This window comes from Pseudomonas glycinis, assembly GCF_054871425.1.
In genome coordinates, this window is the sequence record NZ_JBTYHF010000003.1 from 632,895 (window position 1) to 651,543 (window position 18,649).

The 18,649-nt window shown below is 61.7% G+C and carries 9 protein-coding genes; 1 reads left to right on the plus strand and 8 read right to left on the minus strand.

Features of this window, described 5'->3' with window-relative positions:
* Nucleotides 1-23: 23 nt before the first annotated feature.
* The 8 genes from ACYSTU_RS10440 to ACYSTU_RS10475 form a co-directional block, all read right to left on the minus strand.
* A complete protein-coding gene (locus ACYSTU_RS10440) occupies nt 24-1,562 on the minus strand; it encodes an MFS transporter (protein ID WP_498998097.1) in 1,539 nt (512 codons plus the stop codon).
* Nucleotides 1,563-1,787: 225 nt separating this feature from the next.
* Nucleotides 1,788-2,705, minus strand: a complete 918-nt coding sequence (locus tag ACYSTU_RS10445) for a LysR family transcriptional regulator (RefSeq protein WP_016772273.1) — start codon at nt 2,703-2,705, stop codon at nt 1,788-1,790.
* Nucleotides 2,706-2,879: 174 nt separating this feature from the next.
* A complete protein-coding gene (locus tag ACYSTU_RS10450) occupies nt 2,880-3,746 on the minus strand; it encodes an ABC transporter permease (protein ID WP_041477414.1) in 867 nt (288 codons plus the stop codon).
* A gap of 20 nt (nt 3,747-3,766) precedes the next feature.
* The gene (locus ACYSTU_RS10455) at nt 3,767-4,627 is read right to left on the minus strand and encodes an ABC transporter ATP-binding protein (RefSeq protein WP_122601351.1); all 861 of its coding nucleotides are present in this window, start codon (nt 4,625-4,627) and stop codon (nt 3,767-3,769) included.
* Between the two features lie 17 nt (nt 4,628-4,644).
* A complete protein-coding gene (locus ACYSTU_RS10460) occupies nt 4,645-5,541 on the minus strand; it encodes a TauD/TfdA dioxygenase family protein (RefSeq protein ID WP_498998105.1) in 897 nt (298 codons plus the stop codon).
* A 358-nt stretch (nt 5,542-5,899) separates the two neighbouring features.
* Nucleotides 5,900-7,267, minus strand: a complete 1,368-nt coding sequence (locus ACYSTU_RS10465) for an HlyD family type I secretion periplasmic adaptor subunit (RefSeq protein ID WP_024011116.1) — start codon at nt 7,265-7,267, stop codon at nt 5,900-5,902.
* A complete protein-coding gene (locus ACYSTU_RS10470; protein ID WP_051600365.1) occupies nt 7,257-9,413 on the minus strand; it encodes a type I secretion system permease/ATPase in 2,157 nt (718 codons plus the stop codon). The genes ACYSTU_RS10465 and ACYSTU_RS10470 overlap by 11 nt, the downstream gene beginning before the upstream one ends.
* A 33-nt stretch (nt 9,414-9,446) precedes the next feature.
* Nucleotides 9,447-10,799, minus strand: coding sequence for a TolC family outer membrane protein (locus tag ACYSTU_RS10475; protein ID WP_016772278.1), 1,353 nt, complete (start codon nt 10,797-10,799; stop codon nt 9,447-9,449).
* A gap of 361 nt (nt 10,800-11,160) precedes the next feature.
* On the opposite strand from ACYSTU_RS10475, the gene ACYSTU_RS10480 reads away from it, so the two are divergent.
* A partial coding sequence (locus ACYSTU_RS10480; protein WP_498998114.1) for a retention module-containing protein occupies nt 11,161-18,649 on the plus strand: 7,489 nt, incomplete at its 3' end.

Genomic DNA, 18,649 nt, shown 5'->3' on the forward strand with positions numbered 1-18,649 from the left:
AACCTTCAGTTTCAGTACAGCGATCAGGTCGGCGCGCGCGGCGGATAAATCCGCGTCGGCAGCCAGAAAATCAGCAGGATCAAAGCCACGGCGACGCCGGCCATGCACAGGTACAAATCGGACGAAGTCAGCACCACCGCCTGCTCATGCACGCGGTGAGCGAGGCCCGGATCGCTGTGATCGGCCAGCGGCGAATTGCCGAGGCTGTCGACCAACATGCTCGAATGAAAATGCAGGCGCGCGGTGGTCAGCGCTTCGATGACGCCAGTGGCGACCACGGCGGCCAGGCCTTTGACGGTGTTGAACCACGCCGATGCGAACGGCCCTTCCATCGGCGTGATACTGCCGGTCGACAACATCAGCAGCGGCAACACCGCCATCGGCTGGCCGAAAATCTGCAGCCATTGCAGGACGTAGAAATCATCGCGAATCCACGCCGAAGTCAGGTGCGAACCGCCCAGGCAGGACAGCGCGAGCATGCTCAGACCAATGCCGAGCACCCAGCGGCAATCGACCCAGCGCAAGTTGCATAGCGCCGCCACCAATGGCAGCGCGATCAACTGCGGCAGCGCGGCAATGAGCATGATCGGCGCGGTTTGCGCCGGACGATAACCCTGCACCTGGGCCAGATAACTCGACGGAATCAGCACCACCGCCAGCAGCACGATCAGCACCCCGGCGAGGGTGATCAACGCAAACAGCAGGTTGCGAATGCCGAGCATCTGCAATTTGAAAAACGGAATCGGCTGCGACCATTCATTGATCATAAAAGCCACCAGCAGCAGCGAACCGGCACCAAGCAATCCACAGATCAGATTCGACTCGAACCAGTCCAGTCGATTGCCCTGCAACAGACCGATCACCAGCATGCAGATCGCCGGAAAGCCCAACAGCAGGCCCTTCCAGTTGAACGCCCTGAGACGTTCCAGCCGCAGCGGATCCTGGGGCAATCCGTAAGCCACTGCGGCCATCGCGATCAGGCACGGCACGATGATCTGCCAGAAGGTCCATTGCCAGCCGACGTATTCAGTCCACAGACCGGCCAGCGGCGTGCCGAGTCCCGGGCCGAAAGTCGCGGTCAGTGCGTAGCCGGCCAGTCCGTACAGTTTGATGTTCGCTGGGAGAAAGCGCAGTGCGACGGTCATCAGCATCGGCGGCAATGCACCACCGGCGAGGCCTTGGAGGATGCGCATCAGCAGCAGACTTTCGTAGTTCGGGGCGAACGGGCACAGCACGCCGAGCAGGGTAAACAGACCGATGGCGCACAGTGTGAAGCGACGCAGCGAGAAGGTCACCGAGCACCACGGCGCGAAGGCCATGGCCGCGACCGACGTCGCCGTGTAGCTGGCGACCAGCCAGGTGCCTTCGTCGTAGCCGATGTGCAGCGCGCCGCGAATGTCGGCGAGTGCGACTTTGGTGACCATCTCGTTGAGGCCCGAGACCAGCACGGCCAACAGCACGCCGACCAGACCAATGATGATCCGCGCCCCGAACACCGGTGGCGCAGCCGCCGTCGCCGGGCTGGTCGCGGCGAGAGGCGCCGAGACCGTCAGGGATGTCATGAATGAAAAGCTCCGGGGGTAAAAATACCGGAGCATTTTAGTGGGGCTTGATGCTGACGAAAATTGACTTATTGGCAGGTTATAAGTGCATCAGGCACAACGGTGAATGCCTATGTGGGAGCGAGCTTGCTCGCGAAAGCGGTGGACCAGTCGCCATTGAGGTGACTGATCCACCGCTTTCGCGAGCAGGCTCGCTCCCACAGGGATTCGATGGTGCCTGATGATTTACGGCTGTGCCGCCAGCCACGTTTCATCGCAGCAGGTCTTGAGGGTTTCACGCAGCCAGCGGTGGGCCGGGTCCTTGTCGAAGCGCGGGTGCCAGGCCTGGGTCAGCATCAGCATGGGCAGCGGAATCGGCAGGTCGAATGAACGCAGTTTCAGGCCCAGCCGCCGCACGCTGAGCAGTGCTTCTTTGGGCACCGGCAAAATCAGGTCGGAGTCGGGCAAGGCAAACATCGCCGCATGGAAACTCGGCGCGATCACCGCCACCCGGCGCTCCAGCCCCAACGCATTCAACGCCGTGTCGATCGGGCCGCGAGCGATGCCACGCCGCGACATGCTGATATGGGAAAAACCGGCGTAGCGCTCAGCGGTGATTTCGCCGTCGAGCAGCGGATGGTTCTCGCGCACCAGGCCGACGAAATGCGTGGAGAACAGGTTCTGTACCTTTACCTCCGGCGTGAGCGGCCGGGTGTTGCTCACGCTCAGATCGATGCGCCCTTCGCGTAGCGCTTCATCGTCGCCATCGCCTTCCGGGACGAAGCGCAATTCGCAATGCGGGGCGAGCTGGTCGAGGGTGTCGAACAGCTTGCCGCCATAAACGCCGACGAAGAAATCATTGGCGCGGATGCTGAAACGTCGACGCAAGGTGCCCAGTTCGACGCTATCGGCGGAGCGAAACAGCAGCGCCGCCTGCTCGACCACGTCGCGCACCTGTTCGCGCAGTTCGAGGGCTTTGGGGGTCGGCACCAGACCACGCCCGGCGCGCACCAGGATCGGATCGCCGATGGCTTCGCGAATCCGCGTCAGCGTGCGGCTCATGGCCGCCGGGCTGAGGTTCATCCGCCGCGCCGCGCCGACCACACTGCCCTCGTCGAGCAAGGCATCGAGGGCGACCAGAAGGTTCATGTCCGGGAGTTGCATGCTGAGCACTCTTGGCTGATCTGGATTGATCCGGGCGCAATGCTAACAAACATCCCTCAAGAGTGACGATGCCAGCGCTGGCCTCTTCGCGAGCAGGCTCGCTCCCACCTTGGAATGCGTGCTCATGTGGGAGCGAGCCTGCTCGCGAAGAGGCCGGCCCAGCCAACGAAGGGCTCAGCGCTGCATACCCCAGCGCTTGACGGTCACTCGCTCAAGGGTGGCAAACACCAGATTCTCCACCAGCAGACCAATCAGGATCACCACCGCCAACCCGGCGAACACCTTGTCGGTGTACAGCTCATTGCGATTCTGGAAGATGTACCAGCCCAGCCCGCCCTTGCCACTGGTCGCGCCAAACACCAATTCGGCCGCGATCAAGGTGCGCCAGGCGAACGCCCAGCCAATCTTCAAACCGGCGAGAATCGACGGCAGCGCCGCCGGGATCAGAATGAACAACACAAGGCGCAACCCCTTGAGACCATAATTGCGCCCGGCCATACGCAGCGTTTCGGAGACGCCGAGAAATCCGGCATAGGTGTTCAGCGCCAGCGCCCACAACACTGAATGCACCAGCACGAAAATCAGACTGTTCTGCCCCAAGCCGAACCAGAGCAGCGCCAGCGGCAGCAGGGCAATCGCCGGCAACGGGTTGAACATCGAGGTCATGGTGCTGAGCAGATCACGTCCCAACTGGGTCGAGACCGCCAATGTCGTCAGAGCGAACGCGAGGACGATGCCGATCAGGTAGCCCTTGATCAGCACCACCAGGGAGATCCACACCTTGGCCAGCAACTCGCCACTGAGCAGACCGTCGAACAGCGCCTGCGCGGTTTGCAAAAAACTCGGCAGCATCAGGTCGTTGTTCTGAATCCGCGCGACCACTTCCCAGATGATCGCCAATACGATCAGGATCAGGCTTTTGCGCAACCAGCCCTGTTGCCACAGGCGCGTGCCAAGCGGCAATTCGCGCTCGACCGGCACTGCGGTCAGCGGCTCGAGCACGGTTTCGAATTCTTCACGCACGGATGATGAATGGCTCATCGGGTAGTCCTCCTGGCCGCTCAATAGGCGATGCGAATGTCGTTGAAGTCGTGATCACGCTCGGTCTCCAGCGCCTGGCCCTCATCGAACAGCAGACGATGAATGCGCCGCGCCGATTCCTGAAACGCCACGCCGCCGAGGCTGTGCAGGTCGTATTGATGGCTGTGCACTTCGGCGCGCACCCGGCCTGGATGCGGTGACAGCAAGAGGATGCGATTGCCCACCACCAATGCTTCTTCAATCGAATGGGTGACGAACAACAAGGTGAAGCGCACCTCTTCCCAGAGCAGCAGCAACTCTTCCTGCATCTTGCGGCGGGTCAACGCATCGAGTGCAGCGAAGGGTTCGTCCATCAAAAGAATTTTCGGTTGCATGGCCAAGGCCCGGGCGATCGCTACCCGCGCTTTCATGCCGCCGGACAAGGTGTGTGGATAGGCGTCGGCGAATGCTGCGAGGCCGACCTTTTCCAGATAGTGCAACGCACGCTCTTCGGCTTCTTTCTTGTTCAAGGTGCGCGAGGCGAGCAGCGGGAACATCACGTTCTGCTTGACGGTTTTCCACGGCGGCAACTGGTCGAATTCCTGAAACACCACAATGCGGTCCGGCCCCGGCGCATCGACGCGCTGGCCTTGCAGGCGGATCTCGCCTTCGCAAGGCCGGATGAACCCGGCGACCGCCTTGAGCAAGGTCGATTTCCCGCAACCGGACGGGCCAAGCAGGACGAACCGGTCAGCCGGGTCGACGGCGAAACTGACTTGATGGGTAGCGCGCACCACCCGCTGCGGCGTGCGGTATTCGAGGCTGACGTGATCGACGGCCAGCAACGCTTCGCTGCGGGCGATCGGGTTGCTGGCCGCGTGGCCTGGCAAAGGGGCGTTCATGATCGATCTCCGGCAAATCAGAAAGGCGCGTCGCCCTGAATGGTCGTGCGATACAGCTTGCGGCGCAGATGCGCAGGGCAGCCGGCGGCGAGGTGGATCAGCGAACGGTTGTCCCAGAACACCAGGTCATGCGGTTCCCACTGATGGCGGTAGATGTTTTGCGGCAGCACGCTGTGGGCGAAAAGTTCGCCGAGCAACTGACGACTTTCGTCTTCCGGCAGACCGACGATGCGCGTGGTGAAGCCTTCGCTGACGAACAAGGCTTTGCGGCCGTTTTCCGGATGGGTGCGCACCACCGGATGCACCACTTCGGCGACCTGAGCCAACTGTTCAGGGGTCAGGGTCGGGCGCCAGTTGCCTTCGAACTTGGTTTCGCTGTAGCGCGCGGTATAGGAATGCGCAGCGGAACGTCCTTCGACCGCAGTGCGCAACGCAGCGGGCAAGTCGTCCCAGGCTTTGTGCATGTCGGCAAACAGCGTGTCGCCGCCCTCGGCGGGCAGCTCTTGGGCGTGCAGCATCGAGCCGAGACTTGGCAGCTCTTTATAGGAAAGATCGGAATGCCAGAACTTGCCGGCGTCACCGAGACCGATGTTCTGGCCGTTCTCGATGATGTTGGAAACGATGAGGATTTCCGGGTGATTGGCCAAGAGGAATTGCTTGAGCACGTGGATCTGCAACACGCCGAAGCGGCGGCTGAAATCGATTTGCTGTTGCGGGGTGATCTGCTGATCGCGAAAGACCACGACGTGGTGATCCAGGTGCGCGCGGTGAATCCGCGCGAAGTCCTGATCATTGACCGGCCGGCGCAGGTCGAGGCCAACGATCTCGGCGCCGACGGCACCGCTGAAGGGACGAATTTCGAAATCTTGTGGCGCGGCAGTTGCGGCGCTTTCGGTGGCAGTAGCGGCGGACATCAATCATCTCCCACGCACGGCGCGCTCACGGACGCGCTCGTCGATCAGACACTCACGCTGGATTGCGTGTCGGTTCAGGTCGTGCGGCGCGCCGATTGGTCGGCAGGTACGCAGGAGGGTGACTTTATAGCTATAAGAATTGGAAATTAAATACCGTTAGAGAATAACGATATGGCGAATGGTGAGGGGGTGGAGTGACGATTTGTGTCACTTACCGACAGGTATATGCCGCCCTAAAGGACGCCATCGCGGGCAAGCCCGCTCCCACAGGGGTTCTCAGCTGACTCCGAAAATGCGCTCAATACAAAACCTGTGGGAGCTGGCTTGCCAGCGATGAGGCCAGCAAGGCCACTGGGGATCAACGCTCGTGCAACGCCTCAGCCCGCGCGCGAATGATCGGCTTGAGCAAATAGCTCAACACCGACTTCTTGCCAGTGATGATATCCACCGACGCGACCATCCCCGGAATGATCAGCAGTGGCTTTTCATCCGTGCCCAAGTGGCTGCGCTCGGTACGCACCTTGATCACGTAGTAGGTGGTTTTCTTGTCTTCGTCGGTGATGGTATCCGCACCGATCTGCTCTAACTGCGCCTTGAGCCCGCCGTAAATGGTGTAGTCATAGGCGGTGAATTTGACGATTGCTTCCTGACCCGGATGCAGGAACGCGATGTCCTGCGGGCGGATCTTGGCTTCGACCAGCAGGGTGTCGTCCAGCGGCACGATTTCAACCATGTCGCTGCCCGGCTGGATTACGCCGCCGATGGTGTTGACCAGCAACTTGTTGACGATACCCCGCACAGGTGAGGTAACCAGCGTACGGCTGACGCGGTCTTCCAGCGCCTTGCCGGTGGCTTGGGCCTTGTTCAGATCGGTGCGCGCTTCGTTGAGCTGGGTCAGCGCTTCGCTGCGGAATTTGCCGCGGGTTTCGTCGATCTTGCGCTGCACTTCCTTGATCGCCGATTCCGCGCGGGGAATGGCCAGCGTGGTCGCATCGAGCTGGCCACGGGTTTCCACTTCGGCACGCTTGAGGCGCAACACTTCCACCGGCGAGACCGCGCCCTGCGCCACCAGCGGCTCGGACATGTTGATTTCCTGACGCTGCAAGCCGAGTTGCTGACGGTACTGCGCCTGCTTGGAGCTGAACTCACGCAGCTCTTGCTGACGCTGGATCAACTGCTCCTGCAAGCCGCCGATTTCATCGTGCAACTGCTGACGGCGGCTGATGTACAGCGACTCTTCGCTTTTTGCCTGGCCCGGCACGGCTTTGAGCACGTCCTCGGGGAAATTCAGCGGACGATCATCGACTTCCGCGCTCAGGCGCTCGACCCGGAGCAGCATCGAGAGGCGATCAGCCTCGGTTTCGCCGACGTTGGAGGCAAAACGCGTGTCATCGAGACGAATCAGCGGCGCGCCGGCCTCGACGATCTGGCCTTCCTTGACGAACAGCTCGGAGACGATACCGCCCTCCAGGTTCTGGATTTTCTGGATCTTGGAAGACGGAATCGCCTTGCCGTCGCCCTTGGTTACTTCGTCGATCACGGCGAAGTTGGCCCAGAGCATGAGGAACACGAAGAAGCCGATGATCGCCCAGATGGTCAGGCGCACGACGCGCGGGGCGTCTTCTATCAGCGCCTTGTTGACCTCTGGCAGCGGCTGGCCCTGCAGCGAGGCAGAGCCCTTGAAGTAGCGACGGATCGACTCCTTGACACCGGACTTAAGCAACACTGATCTGCCCCTTCTTCAACGCTTCCATCACGGCGGCTTTCGGGCCGTCGGCGAGAATCTGCCCGCGATCGATCACCAGCAGGCGATCGACCAGCGACAACAGCGATGCCCGGTGCGTGACCAGCACCACGGTCTTGTTTTCAATCACTGCTGCGAGGCGTTGCTTGAGGCGTTCTTCGCCGGTGTTGTCCATCGCACTGGTTGGCTCATCCATCAGCAGAATCGGTGGATTGAGCAACAGCGCCCGGGCCAGGGCGACGTTCTGCCGCTGACCGCCGGAGAGGTTTTGCCCACGCTCGCCGACTTGCAGCTCGTAGCCTTGCGGGTGCAGACGGGCGAATTCGTGGACGCCGGCCAGTTCGGCGGCTTGCAGCACCAGCTCGTCTTCGACGTAACGCGCGCCGGACACCAGGTTGTCACGCAGGGTGCCGGACAGCAGCTGAATGTCCTGCGGCACGTAACCGATGTTGTAGCGCAGTTCGCTGACGTCGATCTGGCGGATGTCCACGCCGTCGACCAGCAAGGCACCGTCGTCCGGTTGGTACAGGCCCACCAGCAGTTTCGCCAGCGAACTCTTGCCCGAACCGCTGCGGCCGATGATGCCGATCTTCTCGCCGGGACGGATCACCAGGTTGATGTTCTTCAGCGCCGGGTTCTGCTGGTCCGGGTAGGTGAAGCTGAGCTGACGGCATTCGATCGCACCCTGCAGCACCTTGCGGCTCAGCGGGCGCTCCTCGAAGTTGCGCTCCTGCGGCAGCTCCATCATCTGGTCGACCGAGGTCATGGTCACCCGCGCCTGTTGATAGCGCGTGAGCAGGCCGGACAGCGACGCCAGCGGGCTCAGCGCGCGGCCACTGAGCATGTAGCAGGCAATCAGCCCGCCCATGCTCAGGTTGCCGGCGATGATCTGGTACACGCCGAAGACGATCATGATCACCCCGGCCAGTTGCTGGATCAGCAAGGTGATGTTCATTGCCAGACCGGAGAGCATTTTCACTCGCAGCTCGAGACGGCTGAGGGTGCCGATGGTCTGCTCCCACTGATACTGGCGCTCGCTTTCAGCGTTGTTGACCTTGACCGCATCCAGGCCGGCGAGGGTTTCGATCAGGCTCGACTGGCGCTCGGCGCCCAGCGCCATGGTGCGCTCCATGGTCGCGATCAGCGGCTTCTGCAAGGCGTAGCCGATCAACAGGGCAATCGGGAACGCCAGCACCGGAATCCACACCAGATGCCCGCCCAGAATGGCGATGACGATGAAAATCAGGATGGTGAACGGCAGGTCGATCAGACTGGTCAGGGTCAGCGAGGCGAGAAAGTCTCGCAGACTCTGAAACTCATGGATGTTCTGCGCAAAGCTGCCGACCCGCGCCGGGCGGTATTTCATCGCCATGCCGACAATGCGCTCGAACAGCGTGGCGGAGATGATCAGGTCGGTTTTCTTCCCGGCCAGATCCAGACACAGGCTGCGCAGGCTCTTGAGGATCAAGTCGAAGATGTAAGCGCCGGTGATGCCCAGCGCCAGCACCCAAAGGGTTGCTTCGGCCTGGTTCGGCACCACGCGGTCGTAGACATTCATCACGAACAGCGGCGCGGCCATGGCGATGATGTTGATCAGGAAACTGGCGGCGATCGCATCGGCGTACAGCCAGCGCGAACGCTTGAGGGTGTCGCGAAACCACGAGCGCGCGCGCGGGATCAGCGTGCCGTGGTTGACGTCGAATTTGTGCTGCGGCTGGGCGAAGAACACTTTGCCGGTGTAATCGTCGCTCAGCAGTTCGCGGCTGACCACCGATTCGCCGCCGTCGCTTTCGCTGAGCAGCACTCGTGCTTCGTTGTCGCCCTGCCAGCCGAGCAGGACGGCGCTGCGGCCATCCTTGAGCAGCAACAGCGCGGGCATGGCGATCGCCGGAATTTCTTCGAGCTTGCGCTGCAACACCCGCCCCTGCAGCCCGGCGCGGGCCGCTGCGCGCGGCAGCAACTCGACACTCAAACGTTGTTTGGGCAGCGGCAGGCCAGTGGTCAGCATCGCCGCGCTGGCAGGCTTCTGGTGCAGCATGCACAGGGCGAGCAGACCATCCAGCAACGGATCGTCATGCAACGCGCGTGGATCATGGCTGAGTTGAACTCGACTGACTTCTGATTCCACGCTCGACACTCTTTAACAGTTGAAAGGGATAACTCAGTTCATCCCAGGCAGCTGGACCTTGGGCTTCACGTCGTTCTGCACAACGGATGCCAACGGCGCGACCACTCCCTGGCTTTTGAGCAATTGGCCCATGGTCGCCTTGATTCGATACTGAGTAAATAACTGAATGTTCTTGATTTCCGCCAGACGCCGCGAGGCGGTGAACAGCTCGTTTTCGCTGTCGAGCAAGTCCAGCAGGGTGCGTTCGCCGAGGCTGAATTGACGCTGGTAGGCAGTACGCACCGAAGTGCTGCGATCGACGTACTGCTGAGCGATCGGCACCTGAGCGTTGGCGTTGTTCAGGGCGTTCCAGGCCAGGCCGAGCTCTTCGTTCAACTGACGCAGGGCGTTGTTGCGGATGTCCAGCGCCTGGTTGGCCAGGTACGACTTGGATTCCAGATCGGCCTTGTTGCTGCCACCGGAATACAGGTTGAAGCGCATGCGCAGCATGGCCTGCCATTCGTTGTTGTGGCCGTTCTGGCCGTCGATATCGTTATCGGCGGTACGGCCCAGTTCGGCGTCGAAGCGCGGGTAAAAGGTCGATTTGGCGGTGGCGAACTGCTTCTCGGCAGCGGCAATATCCGACTCGGCGGAACGCAGGATCGGGCTGTTTTCCAGCATCTGCGCGCGGGCTTCATTGAGGTTGGCGGGCATCATCGCCATGAACGGCGCCGGGCGCTCGAGCTGGTCGGGCATCTGGCCGACGGCGCTGAGGAAGTTGGTTTCCGCGTCGGCGAGGTTGGTCTGTTCGGTGATCAGATTGTTGCGGGCCTGGGCCATACGAGCTTCGGCCTGGTCAAGGTCGGCACCGCTGCCGACGCCGCGCTGGGTGCGCAGCTGGATCTGATCGTAGATGCGCTGGTGGCTCTTGAGGTTTTCCTCGGCCAGACGCACGAATTCGCGACGGGTCAGCACGTCCAGATAAACCTGGGCGACGGTCAGCGCAGTGCGTTCGGAAGTGCCCAGCAACGAGTAAGCACGGGAGCTGACGTTGGCTTGTTGACGCGCAACTTCGTTGGACGTCGCGAAACCGTCAAAAACCATTTGCGAGAGACGTAAACTTGACTCGCTGCGGTTCAGCGTCTCCCAGTGATTGCTTCCACCGTTCGCTCGAGTGGTCACACTGTCGGTGCCTTCACGGCCATAACCGCCGAGCAGATCGACCTTGGGCAGGTATCCCCCTTTCGCAGCCTTTAACTGATAATCCGCCGCCAATCGACTATTGACCCCCGCCTGAATCTCCGGATGGACATCCAGCGCCTGTTGCATGGCTTCTGGTAAGGATTGTGCTTGTACGAATGAGGCGGCGAGAGCGAAGGGAGCGGCAAGGAGCAAAAGCGAACGCATGGTTGGAATTTTCCCGGAACTTCTTGTCTTGAATCACAGCAGAAACGTGGTGCTGCGTCGGATGATGGCAACCCGAAAGACCGTATGTCGGAAAGTTCAAAACAGGAACTGGATGACAGGCTGAAGGACAGGTCGCCGCGGAAATATCAATGTGACATTAGTGGGGCGATTGTTTAGGATGGCTCCCAGAAGGTCAATAGTTTGGCATAAAGTTAATCGCGATAATTTATAGCCATATTATTGACGGAAATACAGCGTCAATAAGTTATCCATTTATAGAAAGTACGTCCAGACTGAAGTGGCGCCGACGCCCGTCAGGTCCATGGAAGTCAACTGAATGTGACACCCCGGAGAGTCTTCAATGAGCAGTGTTGTTGCCGTCGTCAAAAGCATTGTCGGTCAGGTTTTCGTGGTGTCCCCAGAGGGCGTGCGTCGCGTACTCGTTGAAGGCGATCGCCTGTATGTCGGCGACCAGATCGATACCGGTCTGTCCGGCGCGGTGTCGCTGGAACTGGCCGATGGCCGCATGCTCGATCTGGGCCGTGACACCCAGTGGAGCGCCAGCTCGCCTGACTCCAGCACTGACCTGGCCGAAGCCACCGCGCAGGCCGCGCCTTCTGTAGAAGAACTGCAGCAAGCCATCGCCGCCGGTGTCGACCCGACCACCGCACTCGAATCCACCGCGGCCGGCCCGACCGCCGCAGGTACCGGTGGTGCTGCCGGTGGCGGTCACAGCTTCGTCATGCTCGACGCCACCGCTGGCCGCGTCGATCCGACCATTGGCTTCCCGACGGCGGGCATCAATTCTGCCGGGCAAGTCGCGCAGGACACCACCGGCGGCCTGACCACCGACACTACCACCAACGCGCTGCGTGACTCGACCCTGAGTCTCAGCGCCACGCCGACCATCACCGAAGCCGGCGGCGTGCTGGTGTACACCGCGACCCTGACCCAGGCGCCGCTGACCGACCTGACCATCACCCTGTCCAATGGCGCAGTGATCGTTATCCCGGCCGGCGCCACCACCGGCACTGTCAACGTGCCGCTGGGCCCGAACGACACGGTCTACAACGACCCGAGCCAGATCGACGTGACCGTCACCGGCACCAGCGGCGGCAACGGCATCACCGTGACCCCGCCAACTATCCCGGCGACCACGCAGGTCACCGACACCGTCGATACCACTACCGTCACGCTGACGGCTGGTTCGAGCGTGCCCGAAGGCGGTCAGATTACCTATACGGCGACTTTGACCAACCCGGCGCAAACTCCGGTAACCGTCACGCTGTCGAACGGCTCGACCATTACCATTGGCGCTGGCCAGACTACCGGCACCGTCAACGTGCCGACCCCAGCCAATGACGTTTACAACAATGGCAGCACCGTTACGACCACGATCACCGGCGCTACCGGTGGCAATTTCGAAAATCTGGTGCCGAATCCGACGCCAGCCGTTACCACCATCACTGATTCGGTTGATAACACCGGCCTGACCCTGACCGCGACCAACAACGTCGTTGAAGGCGGACAGATCACCTACACCGCGACCTTGAACAACCCGGCGCAAACCCCGGTGACCGTCACTCTGTCGAACGGCTCGACCATCACTATTGCGGCTGGTGAAACCGTTGGCACCGTCAACGTGCCGACTGCGGCCAACGACGTCTACAACAATGGCGGCACCGTCAGCACCACGATCACTGGCGCTACCGGCGGCAACTTCGAAAACCTGGTGCCGAACCCGACCCCAGCAGTCACCACGATTGCCGACTCGGTTGATGACACCGGCCTGACCCTGACCGCGACCAACAACATTGTTGAAGGCGGTCAGATCACCTACACCGCGACCTTGACCAACCCGGCGCAAACCCCGGTAACCGTCACGCTGTCCAACGGCTCGACCATCACCATTGCGGCTGGCGAAACCGTTGGCACCGTCAACGTGCCGACTGCGGCCAATGACGTCTACAACAATGGCAGCACCGTCAGCACCACGATCACTGGCGCAACCGGTGGCAATTTTGAAAACCTGGTGCCAAGCAACACGCCTGCGGTCACCACGATCACGGATTCGGTCGACAACACCGGCCTGACCCTGACTGCGACGAATAACATCGTCGAAGGCGGCCAGATCACTTACACCGCGACGTTGACCAACCCGGCACAAACCCCGGTAACCGTCACGCTGTCCAACGGTTCGACCATCACCATTGCAGCCGGCGAAACCGTTGGCACCGTCAACGTGCCGACTGCGGCCAATGACGTTTACAACAATGGCAGCACCGTCAGCACGACCATCACTGGCGCTACCGGCGGCAACTTCGAAAACCTGGTGCCAAACACCACACCTGCCGTTACCACGATCACCGATTCGGTCGACAACACCGGCCTGACCCTGACTGCGACCAACAACATTGTTGAAGGCGGTCAGATCACCTACACCGCGACCCTGACCAACCCGGCGCAAACCCCGGTAACCGTCACGCTGTCGAACGGCTCGACCATTACCATTGGCGCTGGCCAGACTACCGGCACCGTCAACGTGCCGACCCCAGCCAATGACGTTTACAACAATGGCAGCACCGTCAGCACCACGATCACTGGCGCAACCGGTGGCAATTTCGAAAACCTGGTGCCAAGCAACACGCCTGCGGTCACCACCATCACCGATTCGGTCGATGACACTGGCCTGACCCTGACCGCGACCGACAACATCGTTGAAGGCGGTCAGATCACTTACACCGCAACGCTGACTAATCCAGCGCAGACGCCAGTTACCGTCACCCTGTCGAACGGTTCGACCATCACCATTGCTGCGGGCGAGACCGTTGGCACCGTGAACGTGCCCACTGCGGCCAATGACGTTTACAACAATGGCAGCACCGTCAGCACGACGATCACCGGGACTACCGGCGGCAACTTCGAAAACCTGGTGCCGAACACCACGCCAACAGTCACTACGATCACCGACTCGGTCGACAACACCGGCCTGACGCTGACCGCGACCAACAACATCGTTGAAGGCGGTCAGATCACTTACACCGCAACGCTGACTAATCCAGCGCAGACGCCAGTTACCGTCACTCTGTCGAACGGCTCAACCATCACCATTGCAGCCGGCGAAACCGTCGGCACCGTGAACGTGCCGACTGCCGCCAATGACGTCTACAACAATGGCAGCACCGTCAGCACCACCATCACTGGCGCTACCGGTGGCAACTTCGAAAACCTGGTGCCAAGCACCACGCCAGCCGTTACCACGATTACCGACTCGGTCGATGACACTGGCCTGAGCCTCAGCGCCACCGGTTCTGTGGCCGAGGGTGGCCAGATCACCTACACCGCCACGCTGACGAATCCGGCCGGCACCCCGGTAACCGTGACCCTGAGCAACGGCTCGGTGATCACCATTGATGCAGGCAAAACCACCGGCACCGTTACCGTTCCAGCGCCTGCCGATGACGTCTACAAGGACGCCGGCCAAGTCGAAGTCAGCATCAAGGACGCCACCGGCGGCAACTTCGAAAATCTGGTGCCGAACGCTACGCCGGCAGTGACCGAAATCACTGACACCGTCGATACCTCGACGGTGAAGCTGAGCGCAGACACCTCGGTTGCCGAAGGCGGCACCGTAACTTACACCGCCAGCGTCGGCGCGCCAGTCACCGGCTCGCCTGTGGTCGTGACGTTGGCCAGCGGTCAGAACATCACCATCGCCGTCGGCCAGACCACCGGCTCCGTCACTTACACCGCACCGAACGATGCCTTGACCGGCAACGCTCCGCTGACCAACTCGATCACTGGCGTAAGCGGTGGCAACTACGAAAACCTGGTGGCGGAAAATACTCCAGTTTCGACCACCGTCACCGACGTAGCCGACACCACCAATCTGTCGCTGAGCGCGACCGCTTCCGTGGCTGAAGGCGGCCAGATCACTTACACCGCGACCTTGACCAATGCTGCTGGCTCGCCAGTGACCGTGACCTTGTCGAACGGCGCCGTCATCACCATCAATGCAGGCGAAACCAGCGGTAATGTGACTTTCCCGGCTCCGTCCGACGACGTCTACAAAGACTCAGGCTCCGTGCAGGCCACAATCACCAGCGCCACCGGCGGCAACTTCGAGAACCTCGTTCCGAGCACCACGCCAGCGGTCACTCAAGTCACCGACACCATCGATACCTCGACGGTCAAATTGACCGCCGACACTTCGGTAGCCGAAGGCGGAACCGTCACCTACACCGCCACTGTCGGCGCGCCCGTCACCGGCACGCCTGTTGTCGTGACCCTGGCCAACGGCCAGAGCATCACCATCGCCGTCGGCCAGACCACCGGCAGCGTCACCGCCCCGGTATCGAATGACGTGCAGATCGGTCACGCACCACTGACCAACTCGATCACCAACGTCAGCGGCGGCAACTTCGAAAATCTGGTCGCCGACAAGACCCCGGTCAGCACCACCGTGACCGACACCGTCGACACCACCAGCATCGCGCTGACTGCCACCGGCAACGTCAATGAAGGCGGGCAGATCACCTACACCGCGACGCTGAGCAACCCGGCCGGTACGCCGGTCACCGTCAACCTGAGCAACGGTTCGGTCATCACCATTGAAGCGGGCAAGACCACCGGCACCGTGACCGTTCCGGCACCTGCCGATGACGTCTACAAAGACGCCGGCAAAGTCGAAGTCACCATCAAGGACGCCACCGGCGGCAACTTCGAAAATCTGGTGCCGAGCACTACGCCTGCGGTGACCAACGTTGCCGACACGGTCAACACCACGCACCTGACCCTCAGCGCAGAAAGCTACGTGCTCGAAGGCTCTTCGATAACTTACACCGCAACGCTGACCAACGCCGCGCAAACGCCGGTAACGGTCAACCTGAGCAACGGCCAGACCATCACCATCGAAGCCGGCAAGACCAGCGGTTCGGTGACGATTGCCGCACCGAGCGATGACGTCTACAAGGACGTCAGCAAGCTCACCGTAACCATGACCGACGCCAGCGGCGGCAACTTCGAGAAACTCGACGTCAGCAAGACTCCGGTCAGCACCACGGTCAACGACACCGTCGACACAACCGCACTGACCCTGACCGCCAGCGATACCGTCAGCGAAGGTGGCCAGATCACCTACACCGCGACCCTGAGCAACCCGGCCGGCACTGCGATGACCGTGACCCTGGCCAACGGCGCGGTGATCAACATTGCCGCTGGCGCGACCAGCGGCTCGGTGAATTTCCCGGCGCCCGCCAATACGCCGTACATCGATGGCAGCAACGTGCGGACGGCGATCGCCAGCCACAGCGGCGGCAATTTCGAGCGCGTCGAGGCCGATCGTTCGGCTGTGGTGACTAAAGTCACCGACGCCGTCGACACCACCAACATCAGCCTGAGCGCCACCGGCAGCGTTGCCGAGGGCGGCTCGATCGTCTACACCGCGACCCTGAGCAATCCGGCCGGCACCGCCATGAGCGTGACCCTGAGCAACGGCGCGGTGATCAACATTGCCAAGGGTGCGAGCACTGGCACTGCGACCGTCGCTGCGCCTGGCGATGATGTGTACAAGGACGCCGGCAAGGTCGATGCGAGCATCACCAAGACCAGCGGCGGCAACTTTGAAAATCTGGTGATCGACAAGACTCCTGCGGTAACTGATGTCACCGACACCATCGACAACAGCACGGTTTCGCTGACCGCCAGCGCCAGCGCGATAGAAGGCGGCGTGGTTGTCTACACCGCGTCCGTGACCGCCCCGGTCACCGGTTCGCCAGTGCTGGTGACTCTGTCCAACGGCCAGACCATCACCATTCCGGTCGGCGCCAGCAGCGCCAGCGTCAACTTCACCGCGCCGAACGATGCACAGGCCGGCGGCAACACCCTGAGCGTGAAAATCGACGGCGCCAGTGGTGGCAATTACGAAAATCTCGTCGCCGACCAAACCCCGGCGGTGACCTCGGTGACTGACGTCGCCGATACCACCAACCTGTCGCTGTCCGCGACCGGCTCTGTGGCCGAGGGCGGTTCGATTGTCTACACCGCAACCCTGAGCAACCCGGCCGGTACCCCGGTGACCGTGAATCTGAGCAACGGCGCGGTGATCACCATCGAGGCCGGCAAAACCAGCGGCACCGTCACCGTTCCGGCACCTGCCGATGACGTCTACAAAGACGCCGGCAAAGTTGAAGTCACGATCAAGGACGCCACTGGCGGCAACTTTGAAAACCTGGTGCCAAGCACCACGCCAGCGGTCACTGATGTCACCGACACCGTCGACACCTCGACGGTCAAACTGACCGCCACCGAAACCGCGGCCGAAGGTGGCACCGTCACCTACACCGCCACCGTCGGCGCGCCGGTCACCGGTTCGCCTGTGGTCGTCACCCTGGCCAATGGTCAGAACATCACTATCGAAGTCGGCAAGACCAGCGGCAGCGTGAGCACCACCGCGCCGAACGACGTCCTCGCCGGCCACGCGCCGCTGACCAACTCGATCACCAACGTCAGCGGCGGTAATTTCGAAAATCTTGTCGCCGACCAGACCCCGGTCAGCACCATCGTGACCGACACCGCCGACACCACCAACCTGTCGCTCAGCGCGACCGGCGCGGTGAACGAAGGCGGCCAGATCACCTACACCGCGACTTTGAGCAACGCCGCCGGCACACCGGTCACCGTGACCCTGTCGAACGGTGCGACCATCCTCATCGAGGCCGGCAAGACCACCGGCACCGTGACTGTCGATGCTCCGAAAGACGACGTCTACAAAGACGCCGGCAGCGTTGAAGCGACCATCCAGAGCGCAACCGGCGGCAACTTCGAAAACCTCGTCACCAGCACAGCGCCGGCGGTAACCACGGTCAACGACACCATCGACACCACCACCGTGTCGCTGAGCGCCACTGCGAACGTCGCTGAAGGCGAAACCGTGGTCTACACCGCCACGGTGGGCGCGCCAGTGACCGGTTCGCCGGTCACCGTCAGCCTGTCCAACGGCCAGACCATCACCATCGCCGTTGGCGAAACCACCGGCAGCGTCAACTACGTCGCGCCGAACAGCCCGCTGGCGGGCGGCAGCTCGTTGAGCGTGACCATTGATGGCGCCACGGGTGGCAATTACGAAAAACTGGTGGTCGACGGCAAGTCCGCAGACACCGTGGTTTCCGACACCACCGACACCACCAACCTGAACCTGAGCGCCAGCGATTCGGTAGCCGAAGGCGGCCAGATCACTTACACCGCAACGCTGACCAACCCGGCCGGCACACCGGTGACCGTGACCCTGTCGAACGGAGCCACGATCACTATCGACGCGGGCAAAACCACCGGCACCGTGACCGTCGACGCACCGAAAGATGACGTCTATAAAGATGCCGGCAAAGTCGAAGTGACCATCGAGGGTGCGACCGGCGGCAACTTCGAGAACCTGGTGCCAAGCACGGTTCCAGCGGTGACGAATGTCACCGATACCATCGACACTTCGACGGTCAAACTGACCGCCGATACGACGGTGGCTGAAGGCGGCACCGTGACTTACACCGCCACCGTCGGCGCGCCAGTCACCGGCTCGCCTGTGGTTGTGACTCTGGCCAACGGTCAGACCATCACCATCGGCGTCGGCCAGACTACTGGCACTGCAACTGCTGTTGCTGCGAACGATGCGTTGGCCGGCAACGCGCCGATCACCAACTCGATCACTGGCGTAACCGGCGGCAATTTCGAAAATCTCGTCGCCGACAAGACCCCGGTCAGCACCACCGTGACCGACACCGTCGACACCACCAACCTGTCCCTGTCGGCGACCGGCTCGGTGGCGGAAGGCGGCCAGATCACCTACACCGCGACAT